The organism is Tardiphaga sp. (genome assembly GCF_044340795.1).
Lineage (GTDB): Bacteria > Pseudomonadota > Alphaproteobacteria > Rhizobiales > Xanthobacteraceae > Tardiphaga.
The window spans coordinates 1-15,408 of the sequence record NZ_JBIISY010000149.1 but is presented as its reverse complement, the minus strand read 5'-3'; the positions used below and the strand labels follow the sequence as shown (position 1 = coordinate 15,408).

Annotated in this window: 14 protein-coding genes and 1 pseudogene; 12 read left to right on the top strand and 3 right to left on the bottom strand. The window is 60.0% G+C overall.

Going from position 1 to position 15,408, the window contains the following annotated elements; all coding sequences use genetic code 11:
* Nucleotides 1–96 precede the first annotated feature (96 nt).
* Both ACIQ17_RS21480 and ACIQ17_RS21475 read left to right on the top strand, forming a co-directional pair.
* Nucleotides 97–3,138 (top strand): DEAD/DEAH box helicase, encoded by a 3,042-nt coding sequence (locus ACIQ17_RS21480; RefSeq protein WP_398471144.1) that lies wholly within the window; start codon nucleotides 97–99, stop codon nucleotides 3,136–3,138.
* Between the two features lie 126 nt (nucleotides 3,139–3,264).
* Complete coding sequence (locus ACIQ17_RS21475; RefSeq protein WP_398471142.1) at nucleotides 3,265–3,558, top strand: hypothetical protein; 294 nt, start codon at nucleotides 3,265–3,267, stop codon at nucleotides 3,556–3,558.
* A gap of 274 nt (nucleotides 3,559–3,832) precedes the next feature.
* On the opposite strand, the gene ACIQ17_RS21470 is transcribed toward ACIQ17_RS21475, so the two are convergent.
* From ACIQ17_RS21470 to ACIQ17_RS21460, 3 genes are all read right to left on the bottom strand, one after another.
* Nucleotides 3,833–4,129: a hypothetical protein gene (locus ACIQ17_RS21470; RefSeq protein WP_398471140.1), complete on the bottom strand. Its 297-nt coding sequence runs from the start codon at nucleotides 4,127–4,129 to the stop codon at nucleotides 3,833–3,835.
* Between the two features lie 483 nt (nucleotides 4,130–4,612).
* Nucleotides 4,613–4,768, bottom strand: a complete 156-nt coding sequence (locus ACIQ17_RS21465) for a hypothetical protein (protein WP_398471138.1) — start codon at nucleotides 4,766–4,768, stop codon at nucleotides 4,613–4,615.
* Nucleotides 4,769–4,908: 140 nt separating this feature from the next.
* A complete protein-coding gene (locus tag ACIQ17_RS21460; RefSeq protein ID WP_398471137.1) occupies nucleotides 4,909–5,385 on the bottom strand; it encodes a DUF2243 domain-containing protein in 477 nt (158 codons plus the stop codon).
* Between the two features lie 230 nt (nucleotides 5,386–5,615).
* On the opposite strand from ACIQ17_RS21460, the gene ACIQ17_RS21455 reads away from it, so the two are divergent.
* The 10 genes and pseudogenes from ACIQ17_RS21455 to ACIQ17_RS21410 form a co-directional block, all read left to right on the top strand.
* Nucleotides 5,616–6,401, top strand: a complete 786-nt coding sequence (locus tag ACIQ17_RS21455) for an SDR family NAD(P)-dependent oxidoreductase (protein ID WP_398471136.1) — start codon at nucleotides 5,616–5,618, stop codon at nucleotides 6,399–6,401.
* Nucleotide 6,402: 1 nt separating this feature from the next.
* Nucleotides 6,403–7,524 carry a DUF305 domain-containing protein gene (locus ACIQ17_RS21450; protein ID WP_398471135.1) on the top strand — a complete coding sequence of 374 codons (1,122 nt, stop codon included), beginning with the start codon at nucleotides 6,403–6,405 and terminating at the stop codon, nucleotides 7,522–7,524.
* Between the two features lie 58 nt (nucleotides 7,525–7,582).
* Nucleotides 7,583–8,326, top strand: coding sequence for a DUF72 domain-containing protein (locus ACIQ17_RS21445; protein ID WP_398471134.1), 744 nt, complete (start codon nucleotides 7,583–7,585; stop codon nucleotides 8,324–8,326).
* Between the two features lie 80 nt (nucleotides 8,327–8,406).
* Entirely contained in the window at nucleotides 8,407–10,806 is a 2,400-nt protein-coding gene (locus tag ACIQ17_RS21440; RefSeq protein WP_398471133.1) for an FdhF/YdeP family oxidoreductase, read from the top strand.
* 105 nt (nucleotides 10,807–10,911) lie between these two features.
* Entirely contained in the window at nucleotides 10,912–11,409 is a 498-nt protein-coding gene (locus ACIQ17_RS21435) for a c-type cytochrome (RefSeq protein ID WP_398471132.1), read from the top strand.
* The gene (gene coxB / locus ACIQ17_RS21430; RefSeq protein ID WP_398471131.1) at nucleotides 11,406–12,395 is read left to right on the top strand and encodes a cytochrome c oxidase subunit II; all 990 of its coding nucleotides are present in this window, start codon (nucleotides 11,406–11,408) and stop codon (nucleotides 12,393–12,395) included. Before ACIQ17_RS21435 ends, coxB begins: the two co-directional genes overlap by 4 nt.
* Nucleotides 12,392–14,296: a cytochrome c oxidase subunit I gene (gene ctaD / locus ACIQ17_RS21425; RefSeq protein WP_398471130.1), complete on the top strand. Its 1,905-nt coding sequence runs from the start codon at nucleotides 12,392–12,394 to the stop codon at nucleotides 14,294–14,296. The genes coxB and ctaD overlap by 4 nt, the downstream gene beginning before the upstream one ends.
* Nucleotides 14,293–14,895, top strand: coding sequence for a cytochrome c oxidase subunit 3 (locus tag ACIQ17_RS21420; protein WP_398471129.1), 603 nt, complete (start codon nucleotides 14,293–14,295; stop codon nucleotides 14,893–14,895). The genes ctaD and ACIQ17_RS21420 overlap by 4 nt, the downstream gene beginning before the upstream one ends.
* Nucleotides 14,892–15,194 (top strand): hypothetical protein, encoded by a 303-nt coding sequence (locus ACIQ17_RS21415; protein WP_398471128.1) that lies wholly within the window; start codon nucleotides 14,892–14,894, stop codon nucleotides 15,192–15,194. Before ACIQ17_RS21420 ends, ACIQ17_RS21415 begins: the two co-directional genes overlap by 4 nt.
* Nucleotides 15,182–15,408 (top strand): annotated as a pseudogene (locus tag ACIQ17_RS21410) (cytochrome c oxidase assembly protein); the annotation flags it as partial. The gene ACIQ17_RS21415 and the pseudogene ACIQ17_RS21410, both read left to right, overlap by 13 nt.

The following is a 15,408-nucleotide window of genomic DNA, read 5'->3' as shown; positions in this document are numbered from 1 at the left end:
GAAGACGAACGCCGCGCGGAGCAATTAGGCGCTCTTGTTCATGCGTTCGGGCCTAGCTCCGGGGTCATGGTCCTACCAAGTCTCGGACCGTTGGCATTGGACGATGTCGAACCTTCGCCTGAAATCGCAGGGCGGCGAAGCTCGGTCTTGCGTCGCCTCGCGGAGGCCGAGGGCGCGCTTCTCATCACCACCGTTCATGCTCTCGCGAGACGGGTTCCGACGGCGGACGCGATGTTGACATCAGCCTTGCGCCTGTCCATTGGAGGGCCGTTCGCCGAAGACGAGGTGCGCAGCTTTCTAATCGGCAGCGGATATTTGCTCGATGCGCGGATTGAAGCGCCTGGCACCGCGATCTTTCTAGGCAGCGCGCTCGAGATCTTCCCGGCAGGTGCATTAGGGCCGGTGCGCGTCGGCTACAATGCGGGCCGTGTCACCGAAATTCACCTTTACGATCTGGCGGATCAGAGAGATCTCGATGCGCTTGACGCTGTTGTAATCGACGTAATTGACGAAACTGATCAGCGTGTTAGCGACGAGATCGAAGGCTCGAAAGAGCGTTCGCTCGCCGCGACCGTCTTCGACTATTTCCCATCATCACTGCTTGTCGTTGACCATGGCGTGGAATCGCGCGCGGAACGTTGGCTAAGCCGTGTCGGTGAAGAGTATGCGTCGGTCGTTATGTCCCTCGACGAATGGAGACGGCGTTTCAAGCTTGTCGACGTCGTGTTCCTACCCGACTCGTCTCCCGAGCCAGCACCACGCACGTTCTTCAGAGACGCTGCACCCACGCGATCCTTTCGTAGGTTCATCAAGCAGCAGCTCGAAAGTCGCCGTCTAGTGATTCTTACTGCTGCTTCCCGGCGCGATTTGCGGGCGATGGAACGACGGGCAGGTATGGCGAGCACCCTCTGTCCAGACTGGGAAGCAGCCATCGCGCAGGCGAAGACTGGATGTCCCGCAGCGGTGTTTGCTGATCTTGATAGCGGTTTCATATGGAAAGATAACGTGGTCGTCGTGGCCGCCGCTGATCTTTTGGGTAGCCGGGCGACGCATCAGGACATCATGATGGTTGGTCTCCGACGAAGCATCGGGTACCGAGCGCTGTCACTAGGTGATGTCGTCATACATATGGACCGCGGCATGGCCATCCTGCAGGACCTTGTTTCATTGTCGGCGGCAGGTGTTCCAGACGTAGAAATGATCCGGTTGCAGTTTGCAGACGACGACCAGGTTTTGCTCCCATTATCGGATCTCCGGTCTATCTGGCGATATTCTTCTGATCCCGATCGCGTTTCGCTCGACAAAGCTGACGGCTCGTCATGGGCCGAACGCAGATCGCAAGCCGAAAATGACATAGCAGCGGCAGCGGAGCACATCGCCGATCGCGTGCGTAAACGTCAGCAGCGTCGGGTCGATCCTATCGTGCCAAAAGTCGCGGACTATGAGACGTTCGCGGCCGCCTTCGACTACATCCCCACAGCCGACCAGGGTTCCGCAATTACTGATGTTTTAAACGACCTTGCGTCCGATATTCCGATGGACCGGCTGGTGTGCGGCGACGTCGGATATGGCAAGACAGAAGTCGCGCTGCGAGCGGCTGCAGCAGCCGTGTTCGCGGGAAAGCAGATTGCGTTGGCCGCCCCGACGACGGTGCTAGCCCGACAGCATTTTGAGACCTTCCGTCGTCGCTTCGCACCGTTCGGAATCGAGGTCGGGTTGCTGTCACGCTTTACGCCAGCAGCAGAGGCCCGCAGCATCAAGACTAAGTTGGCGGATGGTTCGATGTCCATCGTGATCGGAACCCATGCATTGGCAGCCAATGGGGTCAAATTCAACGATTTGGGCTTGTTAGTCATCGACGAGGAGCAACATTTCGGAAAGGCGCAAAAGTCCAAACTCGAGGCTCTAGCTGAAGGTTTGAATGTTCTAATCATGACGGCCACTCCGATACCCAGAACCTTGAATGAAGTGCAGGCAGGATTACGGGCGCTCAGCATCATAGCAACCCCGCCGGTCCGACGTGTCCCGGTCGTGACCGTCGTCGAACCGTTTCACGAAGCGACTGCCGCGGCTGCACTCCGCCGCGAACATCGACGCCGTGGCCAGTCCTTCGTAGTATGCCCACGGATCGAGGATATTGCGCCGATGGCAAAGCGTCTTGAGGACGTGGTCCCAGAATTGAGAATCACCGCGTTGCACGGCAAGATGCCGGCTGCCGACATCGACGCTGCGATGATGAGTTTTGCCGCAGGTGAAGCTGACATACTGCTCGCGACCAACATTATCGAAAGCGGATTGGATTTCCCGCGTGCCAACACGATCATCGTATGGCGTCCGGACAAATTCGGTTTGGCGCAGTTGCATCAGTTGCGAGGCCGGGTGGGCCGCCGAAGTACGAGATCGTTTGCCCTCTTTCTCACCGATCCCGAAAGCAAGCTGTCGAACGCGGCGGCCAAACGGTTGGGCACGCTGAAGACACTATGCGACCAAGGCGCCGGCTTTCTGGTCAGTGCGGGTGACATGGATATGCGGGGAGGTGGTCACCTCCTTTCGGAAAGGCAGAGCGGACATATTCAGCTTCTCGGAACAGAATTGTCTGGTCATCTCTTAGGCAGAGCGATGAGCGGGGCTGGTGTGCCGCCATTATTCAAGCGGCGTCCGGAGGTTAATCTCGACGTGCCGGCCTTGTTGCCAACTTGTTACGTCAAGGATGCAGGCATTCGATTGGAGCTTTACGCCCGCATCTTCCGCGCGGGTGATGACAGTCAGTTGGAAGAATTGGAGGACGAGATCGATGAGCGATTCGGAGATCTGCCAACCGAAGCTCAGAACCTCTTCGGTCTCGCACGCTTCGAACTCGCCTGCATTAGGCTCGGCATCTCGAGTGTTGATGCCGGACCGAAATCTTTAGCCGCGGCATTTGATGGAGAGGGTGGTGTCGACCAGTTCAAGTCTTTCGATGGCGACGATATGTTTGGGTGGAAGGATGGCCGTTTGACCTACCGCCGATCGGCGCCTCCCTCGGAGCGCGTAGCCGTTCTCGAGGCGTTTATTGCCACAGTGGAACGCGTCGTCGCTGACGACAGTAGGGGATTGTTGCCTCCGAGCGGAATAGACGAAGCCCGGCCGGGCGCATGATTTCGGACTGGATGCGTTGAGCCGATGCCATCCTTGTTCTCTCCCTCAGATCAGGAACTGAGCGCGTCATACGTCATTAGCGTGATGAAAGACATGCGTGTTGCGCGATCGTTTCGGAGATTTGTAATGGATGTTGGGATCAAGGCTGTTTTCACCAATCGTCGCGCCGCGGAGCTCGCACTTGAGCATCTTGTTCAGGACATCGGGTTGGAGAGAACCGACATATTCATTGCTGCGGTCGGCGTTCAAAGCAGCTCAGGTACGAAGCCAGCAGGTGCCGATGTTCGAGGCAGCCTCGGCGAACCGAAAGCCGCGAATCCCGCGTTGGAAGGGGAGATCGATATGTCAGTTGGATGCACACAGGAGAACGTCGAGCGTGTGTCCCAAGCTCTTCAAAAAGTCGGCGGACAAATTAAGTAGCTTGCGACGGTCTCCTAAGCGGCTCGGTACCGTCGCAGCAATGGCTAGGCCGTCTCGACCAGGTGAAGCGTGGTCGGATCCGTTGGCAATCCCTTCGCAACGGGTTGCAGGGGCGTCCGGTCGCGGTCGGCTACCGCGACTTGCTCGCCTTCGGCCGAGCAACGCCGCGTTGTTGCTTCGCCGATAATCCGACGCGGCCAGTCACGATCATCACCTTGTCCTTAAATCGGTCCGTCGTCGTTGGGATTCTCTGCATTGGTTCTCGCAGGACCGGTCAGCTTCCGAGCGATTCAATCCATTCGGAGACGGCGCGCGCGATGTCGGCCATGACCTCGCGGTCGGCCCGACCTCTGCGGGCCGGAACGTGAAAGCCGTGATCGGCGCCATCGACGCGATGCGCGGTGGCCAGCGATCGCCGCCGCTTCGCGGCACCACGTAGCAGCGCTGGCTCCGCGAGCTTGTCCTGGGTGCCGCTGACGGACAAGGCGCCGCTCGGCTCCTCCCAGCTCCAAACGGCCTCATTGCTATAGCGTGGGGCCTTGCCGAACTGGTCTGTCGTCACACTGCACATGTACCCGCCCAGAACGGGGTCGTACTTCAGGCCCTGCCAAGGGAAGGGGTAACGTCCGTCATCAAGCAGACAGACTACCGACTCTAAGCACGGCGTATTCGACCTGGCCCCACAGCTTATCGATCATGAGACGCTCGATACACCCGGCACGCTCGCCATCCGCCCAAGGACTGGTGTGCCGGCGACTTTGTCGCTGCCGATGAAATTTCCGATCTCGTCCTCCGCCATACTGACCTCCATCTCGTCGTTTCCAATGAACGCACGCTGGTGGCGCTGATGAGGAGGATATTTGCCGCCCTCCGGCTCGGCGGGGCAATCCCATCTGTTTGGTATCCGGGCTGGCTTTACCTGCCTGGAAGACGATGGCAACGGTGCCAAGACCATAGCGATGATGCCATGAAGGCGATCATGTTCGTGTCTTCTCATTGAATTTCTATCCGCCTTGGGGCGTGCACGAATCATGACGCAAACCAGCAATCCCTGTCATTCGGGCTTTTTGGTCTGCCCCTCTGGCTTGTTACCTTGCTCCTTGTCCTGCTGCTTCGAGCTGGGGTCCTGGGCGCGTTCAACGTCCTCGGGCTGCTCCTCACTCCGACCATTCAACTCGATACTGTGACCGCTCTTTGGTTCTTTAGGCATCGGTACTCCTTCAGTATCCGAACATCGTATCGACAATAGCTGGTCGATCGTGAGTTCTTGACCTATTCGCCACGCAGGGCTCGATGCGGCTAGTAAGGCCATAGCCAGGATGGAATAAGCTATGGGGGCAGGGAGACGGCTCATCGCGTCCGGCACGTCGCTATCAGCAGCACGCCGATGGCGACCATGGCGGCACCCCAGCCAAGAAAGCCCATATCCCAAAGAAACTGCTCATCAACCGGCACCGTTTCCCGAACCCGATGAACTCCGAGGATCTCGTGATTGATGATGCCTTTGATGGTGTTGAACAGACCCCAGCCCAACACCAGCGACCCGCACAGACAGAGCACCGACCACTGGTCATACTTATGAGGTGTGCGCAGCAGCAGGTAGACGCCAATCACTACTATGACATAGGCGAACGCATGGAAGATGCCGTCCCAATAAGTGTTCAACCGCAGGTTCTCAATCGAATTGATTGGATACCAGCGACTGACCGTGTGATGCCACTGCAGGAGCTGGTGCAGCACAATGCCATCAAAGAAGGCGCCGAGGCCGATAATGACGCCGGCATAGATGGGGAAAGGTGGGGTGTCCGTATGGACATTGATCTGCATGCTGCCTCTCGTTTGCAATCGGAAGTCTGATGCATTGTTCCGTTGCCAACATCCGCCGGGCTGTGTGCATAATCTGGCATGACATATAACGCTGCGCGACGGGTCTTGACGGTAAGCAAGGTGCGAACGCAGTAGGTTGCCGCCGCATCAAACTCAGCAACATCGTTTCAAACTTGAGTCGGGAACAAAGCGGTCGAGCACCGGTTGCGGCGACAATCAGGAGAGCCGCAATGCCAAATAGCGAAAAGTTTGCGATCGTCACAGGAGCGTCCACCGGCATCGGATACGAGCTGGCGAAGCGATGTGCCGCGGAGGGCTATGATCTGCTTATCGCTGCCGACGAGCAGCAGATAGAACAGTCAGCTGAGACCCTACGCGCGTTCGGCGCCGACGTGCGGGCGGTCGAAGTTGATCTCGCCACGCGCGATGGCGTCGAAAAGCTCTACGCTGCTGTCGGAGGGCGTTCCATCGACGTTCTGATTGCCAATGCCGGGCGCGGTCTTGGGCGCGGCTTTCTCGACCAGGATGTGAAGGAGGCAACGCGCGTTGTCGATACGAATATATCCGGAACGCTTTGGCTGATCCACAAGGTGGGGAACGATATGCGGGGTCGGAACAAGGGGCGCATTCTGATTACGGGTTCTATCGCCGGCTTCATGCCGGGATCTTTCCAGGCCGTATACAACGGCACGAAAGCATTCTTGAACTCGTTCTCCTTTGCGCTTCGCGAAGAGCTGAAGGACACCGAGGTGACGGTAACCTGCCTCATGCCAGGTGCCACTGAGACGGACTTCTTCCGCAGGGCGGATATGCTCGACACCGATGTCGGGACAACGGAGAAAGATGATCCCACGAAGGTGGCCGATGACGGCTTCAATGCAATGATGCGCGGCGACGGAGACGTCGTCAGCGGCTTAAAGAACAAGATGCAGTCCGCTGCAGCTAACATTACTCCGTCGAGCGTGCTGGCGGGCCAACATCGCAAGCTATCCGAGCCCGGGACCGCGAAAAACTGAGATGACGGAGGAAGCTCGGTCGGAATGGAGGCGCGATCTTTATCCCGCGGTCGTACTGGGACTGATCAGCAGCTCGTTCTCGACGGCGGTGAGCCAACTCGCAGCCGGTCGGCTCGGGCGTGATGCGTCTGTGGACTGGATGACCGTGGCATCTATCCCGTTTGGAAACGACATTTTGACGGCAGAGCCGACAGGTTCCGCGATCGCGGCCGGCATCGCGTTCCATCAATGGGCAGATTTCTCCTGGGCACTCTTTTTCTTCGTCGCAATGCGTCGCTGGACCGCGCCATTAGACGCGGCGGCGCTGGCGGGTCTGACGCTACCTTGGGCGCTCGCAACATCGTTTCTCGAATGGGCGTGTCTCGTGCCGCTTTTTCCGTTCAGGCAGCCAATATTCCCGCTTCAGCAGCCCTACTGGATCGGGTTCTTGGTGCATCTGTCCTCGGCTGCGATCTACCCGCTCTATCCGGCTCTCCGAACCTGGCTCGTGCATCGCCGGTCTCCGTCGGGCCGGGTCTCGCTAGCAATAGCCGCAGCAATATGCGTGCTGATGGGGCTCGCCGCTGCCGACCTGTACGCGCGCCACAGAGGCGAGGTCAGATGGATCGGCGGCGACTCAGACGGGGAGCCCGACCGCACGTTTCTCCGCCACATGCATGCGCATCACCAGCAAGGCATTCAGCTTGCTGGGCTGGGCATCGAACGCGCGCAGAGCGATCATCTACGGCAGGTCGCCAATCTGATGGTGGCAAGCCAGGCTGGCGAGGTGCGCGTCTTCGAACGCTGGTGGCGGAGCTGGTTCGGCGCCTCCATCGAAAGCTGCGGATCCAGCGAACGCGCGGAGATGCCGGGCTATCTCAGCGACGACGAGCTTGCGAAGGTCGCGGAGGCGGATGATGCCGGCTTCGACTCCGCGTTCATTGAGGCGATGACGATCCATCACAAAGGAGCCGTTCGCATGGCTGATAGGCAACTGGGCGAGGGCAGGGACATCCGGCTACGCGCTCTGGCCCACGCGATCCGGCACGAGCAGCAGGGCGAAATCGCGCTGATGCGAGGACTGAGTGGTTCGCGCGCTGTCCACGCTGCGCTGCGCTTCATGGCGGCCGATGTCGTAAATTGACCAGATGCCTTGGGCTCCGGCGAGCGTCCGCTGCCCCGTAAAATGTTGGAGGTGCAGCGTGTCGCGCGTCGTGATCGGAACATCGGGCTGGCATTATCAATCCTGGCGCGGCGCCTTCTTTCCGGATCGCCTGCTGCTTAAGCATCAGCTCCGTTACTACGCCAGCCAGTTCAAAACCACCGAGCTCAACGGCGTTTTCTATCGCACGCCGACACCAGACACCGTGAAAGCCTGGGCGTCCGAAACTGGCGACGATTTCGTCTTCACGTGGAAAGCGTCAAAATTTATCACACACTGGAAGCGTCTCTCGTTGGCCTCCCAGAACAGTCTCGATCTACTGGAAAATCGCATGTCGCTGCTAGGCCGCAAAGCTGGCCCCATCCTGTTTCAGTTGCCGCCGCAATTTTCTGCCGATCCTGACCGTCTTGCTGCTTTTGTCAAATTACTGGATCCGCATCGGCGCTATTGCTTCGAATTTCGCCATTCCAGCTGGTACCAGCCAGCCGTGTTCCGAATTCTCAAACAATCCAATATCGCATTGTGCCTGTCGGACCATCATGACGCGCCAGCGCCATGGCGACGCACGGCGGATTTCGTCTATATCCGAGGGCATGGGCCCAGCGGCCGCTATCGCGGACACTACGCGGCGAAGACGCTGCAGCAATGGACGGTCCGCATCAAATCCTGGCGCAAACAGGGCTGTGATGTCTTCGTCTATTTCGACAATGACCAGAAAAGTGCAGCGCCGGCTGATGCGCTGAAACTTCGGCGCCTATTGCAACCGATTTCTACGCGCGCTTAACAGAGTGCGTCGATACGTCCACGAGGAACTTGGAACCAAACATCCAGTTGCAGCCGTGAAGATCAAATCAAGGCGGCAGCATGTCAGGACGACCCAGCAAAGACCCGATCATTAAAAACTACAGTGGCGCCGCCGGAGGATGGGGGTCGGCAAAGTCAGTCAGCGAAATCTTGCTGCGCGAACGCGTGCCGGTTGAAGGGCCGTCACTGCTGGCGCATCAAAACAAGCCTGATGGTTACATGTGCGTATCCTGCGCCTGGGCGAAGCCGGCCAAGACGCATCCGCTGGAATTCTGCGAGAACGGCGCCAAGGCGTCGGCGTGGGAAGTGACGTCGCGTCGCGCCGATGCTGCGTTCTTCGCAACGCACAGTTTGGCGCAACTGGAGCAGTGGCGGGATCATGATCTCGAGGAGCAGGGGCGGTTGACCGAGCCCATGCGCTGGGATGCCGAAACGGACACATACCGGCCGGTATCGTGGCAAACGGCATTCGACGAGATCGGCCTCGAACTTCGGGCTCTGCGGCCGGAACAAGTTGAGTTTTACACGTCTGGCCGCGCCTCGCTTGAGACAGCCTATATGTACCAGTTGTTTGCGCGGATGTATGGCAGCAACCATCTGCCGGACTGCTCTAATATGTGTCATGAGAGCTCATCGGTGGCGCTGCCCCAGAGCATCGGTGCCGCCGTCGGCACCGCAATTCTTTCGGACTTCGAGAACTGCGACTGCATCTTCTATATCGCCCAGAATGTCGGCACATCGTCACCTCGGCTGCTGCATGATCTGCAGGATGCGGTCGATCGCGGGGTCAAGATCGTTGCGATCAATCCCTTGCGCGAGCGCGGTCTCGAACGCTTCGTCAATCCGCAGTCGCCCTCGCAGATGCTGACAGGCAAGGAAACGCCGATCGCGTCAAGCTATCATCAAGTGCGCAACGGCGGCGACATCGCGGCGCTGTTCGGTATCTGCAAGGCGCTGATCGAGGCGGATGACATTCTGCGGCAGTCAGGCATTTCGCTGGTGGCGGGAGACGATGCCGAGCCAAATCCGCCGTCGAATGCGTCGGCCATCGCCTTCGCCGCATCGATTGCCGCAGCCGATCGCAAGCATATTCTCGATCACGATTTCATCGCCGAGCACACCACCGGTTTCGACGCGTTCGCGGACGCTGCGCGCGGCTACGACTGGGATGAACTGGAGCGCGTGTCGGGCCTCACGCAGGCAGAGATGATGGACGCAGCCCGCACCTATGCCATGTCTGATGCGGTGATGATGGTCTATGGCATGGGCCTCACCCAGCAGCCGATGGGCGTACAGAACGTCCATATGGTCGCAAACCTCGCGCTGCTGCGCGGTAATATTGGCAAGCCCGGCGCCAATATTTGCGCCGTGCGAGGACATTCCAATGTGCAAGGGCAGCGCACTGTCGGAATCACCGAAAAGCCCGGCCTTGTGCCGCTCGACAAGCTGGCCGAACTTTATGAATTCGAACCTCCGCGATGGACGGGTCATTCGACCGTCGAGACGTGCGAGGCCATCACCAAAGGCGAGGCGCGCGCATTTATAAGCCTCGGCGGCAATTTTCTGCGCGCAGTGCCTGATACTCGGTTGATCGAACGCGGCTGGCGCAATCTCCGTCTTACAGTGAATATCGCTACCAAGCTTAATCGCAGCCATGTGGTACATGGCGAGATTGCCTATTTGCTCCCGTGCCTCGGCCGCCTCGAGATCGATGAGCAGGCGAGTGGTCCGCAGGCCGTATCGATGGAAAGCTCGGTGGCACATTTCCACGGCTCGCGAGGGCGTAGCAAGCCGGCCAGCTCGCATTTGCTCTCGGAACCGGCGATTGTCGCCGGGCTCGCCAAGGCCACCTTGCAGGGTCGGGGAAGGGTCGATTGGGACGGATGGGTTGGTAATTACGCCGAGATCCGCGATGCCATTGAACGGACCTACCCCGAGACCTTTAAGCGCTTCAACGAGCGGCTGTTTCAGCCAGGCGGTTTTCCGCGGCCGTTACCCGCGCGTGAACGAAAATGGGTGACGGAAACCAAGAGGGCCAATTTTCTGACGCCGCCACGCCTTTTTCCAGATTTCGCGGTCGAGGGCGCCGACGTGCTTCATCTCGCCACGTTGCGTTCAAACGACCAGTTCAACACCACGGTCTATGGCTATAGCGATCGCTTCCGCGGCGTCGAAGGCACGCGCCATGTCGTATTCATGAACCACGCGGACCTCGCGCGCCTCGATCTGAAAGCCGGCGATGCCGTCGATCTGGTCACTGCCATCGATCGGCAGGAGCGTCGCGTAGTCGGGGGACTGCGCGTGGTGGCTTATGACATTCCGCAAGGGATGTGCGCCGCCTATTATCCCGAGACCAATCCGCTGTTCCCGCTATCGCATCACGATCCAGAAGCCAAGACGCCCGGCTATAAACTTCTACCTGTTCAAGTGCAAAGGGGCCAGCAATTGGCGCGGGATTGATCTCGACATCGGCAGAGCATCAGGAAGGAGCAGACAGTGCGAGTATCGGTCGCCTGTGCAGTTGTTGGCCTCCTGCTTTGCGGGTGTGAGCGCGAAAAACGCGAGATGCGCACCGATCCGCCGACCGCGGCTGCGCTTGCGGAGCTGAGGCTGATGCCCAACCAAATCGGTGGAACGCCGTCGGAAATCTACTTCGCGCTTGATCAGCCTTATGACAACAATGCCTATCAGCTCAGCCAAGGCAAGCGGCTATATAACTGGTTCGAATGTGCCGACTGTCACGGCGCCGACGGCAGCGGTGGGGTCGGCCCTTCCTTTCTTGACGGATGGTGGCTCTACGGCCCGGAGATGGTGTCCATCGCGGCTTCCATCACCGATGGCCGTCCGCAAGGCATGCCGGCCTTTCGCGATAAGATGACCACCGAGCAGATCTGGCAGCTCGCCGGCTATGTCCGAACCATCGGTAGTTACATCACCAAGACGGCTGCGCCTTCGCGCAATGACGACAAGACAGCGCGACCGGCCGAGAACCGGACGCCGGCGCGCATTCTTTTTAATGAAGCCCCAGCACAACCTCGACCTGAACAGGGGCCCCGGCCATGACGCATCCACGCGCAGCCGTTGTGATGATGTGCTGGCTGCTCGCGGGCTGCAGCGGCTCGCAGTCGGTAATCCAGGCTGACGGCGCGCCGGCGATGGCGCTGAGGCAACTGATCATCGGTATCGTCAGCGTCTGCTCGCTGGTCTGGATGCTCGTGATGATCGCGCTGATCTGGGCCCTGATGCGCCGACGCGGAGAGCCCGGTTCCCACGATGCAAGGCAGCGACGGATGGCCGGCTCGGTCATCGTTGCGATCCTGGCGACCGTAGTCGTCATCGCCGGCTTCACATTTGCCAGTTTTTATACCACGCGGGCGTTGCAGGGCGGCCCCGCCGACGTCACCATCGCGGTCCGGGGCCAGCAATGGTGGTGGGAGCTTTCCTATGTCGCCCCGGATCCATCCCACAGTTTCAAGACGGCCAATGAGATCCGCATTCCGGTCGGCCGCAATGTCAAACTGGAGCTGGACTCGGCCGATGTTGTGCATTCCTTCTGGGTGCCCAGTCTTGCGGGCAAGCTCGATCTGATTCCGGGAAGGATGAACGAGCTGACGCTGCGCGCCGAGCGCGCCGGCGTGTATCGCGGCCAGTGCGCGGAATTCTGCGGCACCCAGCACGCGCATATGGCTTTGTTCGTGATTGCGATGGAGCCGAAAGACTACGACGACTGGGTGGATAGCCAGCGTCGCGACGCAGCGGCGCCGTCCGGCGGCGAGGCCTCGGCGGGCGAACAGCTGTTCCTCAGCATGCAATGTGCAGCATGTCACACTGTGCGTGGCACCAGCGCGCATGGCGGCACTGGTCCGGATCTGACGCATATCGCCAGCCGCCAGACCATCGCTGCCGGTCTTCTTGAAACCACGCGAGGCTCGGTCGCAGCTTGGATCGCCGACCCGCAGACGCTGAAACCCGGCAACAACATGCCGATGGTTCCGCTCGACGGCAATGAACTGCGTCAACTATCCGCCTACATGATGAGCCTGAAATGACCACGGCTGAATCCGATCACGTCGTCATCGATGATCTCGCCGATGCCGAAGAATTGGCGTTGCTGGCGCGCACGTGGTCGACACCGTCGGGTTGGTGGGGCGCGCTGACAACGGTCGATCACAAGGTCATCGGTCGCCGCTATATCGTCACCGCCTTCGTGTTTCTGGCCCTCGGCGGCATGCTGGCCCTCGTGATGCGGCTGCAACTGGCGGCGCCGGAGGCGCGCCTAATCAGCGCGGACCGGTACAACCAGCTCTTCACCATGCACGGATCAAACATGATGTTCCTGTTCGCCGTGCCGGTGATGGAGGCCATGGCGGTGTATCTGGTGCCGTTGATGGTCGGCACGCGCAACATCGTGTTTCCGCGCCTCAACGCATTCTCGTACTGGATGTTTCTTGGAGGCGGCTTGCTGCTGTGGGGCGCGTTTCTGGTGGAAATGGGACCGGATGTGGGCTGGTTCGCGTATGTGCCGCTCTCGGGGCCGCAATATGCGGCCGGCAAGCGCGCCGACATCTGGGCCCAGATGATCACCTTCACGGAGGTGTCCGCGCTGGCGGTGGCCATCGAGATCGTGGTCACTGTGTTCAAGCAACGCGCGCCGGGCATGACGCTCGATCGCATTCCGCTATTCGTCTGGTCGATGCTTGTGACAGCGTTCCTGATCATCATGGCGATGCCGGCGATCATGGTGGCGAGCACATCGCTCATTCTCGACCGCCTGGTCGGTACCCATTTCTTCAATCCGGCGCAGGGCGGCGATGTCCTTCTGTGGCAGCACCTGTTCTGGTTCTTCGGCCACCCCGAGGTCTACATCATCTTCCTGCCGGCGGTGGGCATGGTGTCCACCATCGTCGCGACCTTCAGCCGGCGACCGGTGTTCGGCTATCTCGCGATGGTGGTTGCGTTGATGTCGACTGGCATCCTGTCATTCGGCCTGTGGGTGCATCACATGTTCACCGTGGGTCTGCCGCGGCTGGGCGAAAGCTTTTTCACCGCATCCAGCATGTCGATCGCAGTGCCGGCGGGGCTGCAGATCTTCTGCTGGCTCGCGACGCTGTGGGATGGCCGCCCAGTCTTCAAGACGCCGTTGCTGTTCGTAATCGGCTTCATCGTCACCTTCGTCATGGGCGGGCTGACCGGCGTGATGGTGGCCTCGGTGCCGTTCGACACCCAGGTCCATGACACCTATTTCGTGGTGGCCCATTTCCACTATGTTCTCATCGGCGGCGCGGTGTTTCCCCTGCTCGGCGCGATCTATTACTGGTTCCCGAAGCTGACAGGACGGCTGATGAGCGAACGCGTTGGCAAAGTCGTGTTCGGGCTGATCTTCGCCGGCACGCATCTGACCTTCTTTCCCATGCACATTCTCGGCCTGATGGGCATGCCACGCCGCGTGTACACCTATCAGCCGGAAATGTCCTGGGCGTCCCTGAACCTGTTCGTCAGCGCCAGCGCGTTTCTGCTGGCGGCCGGATTCCTTCTGTTCTTCATCGAGGTGTTTCGCGGCGCGCGCTATGGTGAGCGCAGCGGTCCCAATCCATGGGACGCATCGACCCTCGAATGGGCGACGTCGTCCCCGCCGCCCGATTTCAATTTTGCCCATATTCCCGTGGTGGACAGTGGTGAACCGCTCTGGCAGCAGCGGTTCGCTGTCGCTACGGGATTGCGCGCCGATCGCCGCGAATTGGTGGTGTCCTCGCTGGTCGAGGCCAAGCCGCAGGCACGGGAATCGTCGGTCGGCCCCTCGATCTGGCCGTTCCTGTCCGCGATCGCCACTTCGGTCATGCTGATCTGGTCGATCTTTTCGCCATGGGCGGTGGTGTGGGGATCGATCCCGGTCGTAATCTGCCTGGTCGGCTGGTTCTGGCCCAAAGGCTCGCCGGAGGATGATTCATGAAAGCGCGAGCGACGATCGATCTGTCGGAACTCCCCGGCCATGGCACGGGCGCTGCTAGTCCCACGTGGTGGGGAACCGCCTCCTTCATGCTGATCGAAGGCACCGGCTTCGCCTTGGCCGTGATGGTCTATCTGTATCTCATGAGCCTCGCGCCGACCTGGCCGCTAGAGGCGCCGCTGCCAGATCTTCTTCCTGGCACGTTGCTCACTCTGGCGCTCCTCGCTAGCGTCATTCCCAATATCTGGATCGCTCGTGCCGCCCAGCAGCGCAATCTTCGACAGGCGCGGATTGGCCTCATCATGATGTCGATTGCGGGCGTGCTGCCGCTGGCAATCCGGCCGTTCGAATTCACCGCCATGCAAATCAAATGGGATGGCAACGCCTACGGCTCCGTCACCTGGTTTCTGCTCGGCCTGCACACTACGCATATTCTCACCGATCTCGTCGATACACTGGTACTCGCCTGTCTGATGTTCACCCGCCACGCTGACAATCCGCGCCGCTACGGCGACGTCGCCGATAACGCGATGTACTGGAATTTCGTCGTTCTCACTTGGCTTCCCATCTACGGCTGCCTTTACTGGGTTCCTCGGCTATGAAGCGCGCAATCGCCACAATCGGCTGGTGGGGCGCGCCTGCTTTATGGGTCGTGAACATGCAGGTCGGGCAGGTCGCGCCTTATGCCGATTGCAAGACCGGAACGTCTTGGACATCCCTGACCACCGCCGTCGCTCTGGCGCTGACGCTCGTGCTGGCTGGTCACGCCGTTCGCACGACGCCGCGTTCGCCTGGTGATGGCTTCAGCAGATGGCCCGGCGCGTGCTTCGCATTGATCTTCGCTTTCGCGCTGACGCTGCAAGAGTTCGCAACGATGATGGTCGACCCATGCCTACGTTGATCCTTGCCGTCCTGCTTGCCGGTATTGGCGCCACTGCGGCATTGGCGCATGGCGGTGACCAGCCGACGCCGGGCTGGACGTTCGATCCGTGGATCGTCACGCCGCTGGCCTTGTTCGGCGCGCTCTATGCGTCGGGGCTCGGCGCGATCTTGCGCCGTTGCCGAAACGCGTTCGCGATTGCAAGGCGGGGTGTTCTCGGCCTTGTCGGATGGGC

Excerpts from the sequence above, each read along its gene's own strand:
- coxB (WP_398471131.1), top strand. The coding sequence starts at position 11,406 with ATGACGCATCCACGCGCAGCCGTTGTGATGATGTGCTGGCTGCTCGCG.
- ACIQ17_RS21450 (WP_398471135.1), top strand. The coding sequence starts at position 6,403 with ATGACGGAGGAAGCTCGGTCGGAATGGAGGCGCGATCTTTATCCCGCG.
- ACIQ17_RS21435 (WP_398471132.1), top strand. The coding sequence starts at position 10,912 with ATGCGCACCGATCCGCCGACCGCGGCTGCGCTTGCGGAGCTGAGGCTG.
- ctaD (WP_398471130.1), top strand. The coding sequence starts at position 12,392 with ATGACCACGGCTGAATCCGATCACGTCGTCATCGATGATCTCGCCGAT.
- ACIQ17_RS21465 (WP_398471138.1), bottom strand. The coding sequence starts at position 4,768 with ATGCCTAAAGAACCAAAGAGCGGTCACAGTATCGAGTTGAATGGTCGG.
- ACIQ17_RS21415 (WP_398471128.1), top strand. The coding sequence starts at position 14,892 with ATGAAGCGCGCAATCGCCACAATCGGCTGGTGGGGCGCGCCTGCTTTA.
- ACIQ17_RS21455 (WP_398471136.1), top strand. The coding sequence starts at position 5,616 with ATGCCAAATAGCGAAAAGTTTGCGATCGTCACAGGAGCGTCCACCGGC.
- ACIQ17_RS21475 (WP_398471142.1), top strand. The coding sequence starts at position 3,265 with ATGGATGTTGGGATCAAGGCTGTTTTCACCAATCGTCGCGCCGCGGAG.
- ACIQ17_RS21470 (WP_398471140.1), bottom strand. The coding sequence starts at position 4,129 with ATGTGCAGTGTGACGACAGACCAGTTCGGCAAGGCCCCACGCTATAGC.
- ACIQ17_RS21440 (WP_398471133.1), top strand. The coding sequence starts at position 8,407 with ATGTCAGGACGACCCAGCAAAGACCCGATCATTAAAAACTACAGTGGC.
- ACIQ17_RS21460 (WP_398471137.1), bottom strand. The coding sequence starts at position 5,385 with ATGCAGATCAATGTCCATACGGACACCCCACCTTTCCCCATCTATGCC.
- ACIQ17_RS21420 (WP_398471129.1), top strand. The coding sequence starts at position 14,293 with ATGAAAGCGCGAGCGACGATCGATCTGTCGGAACTCCCCGGCCATGGC.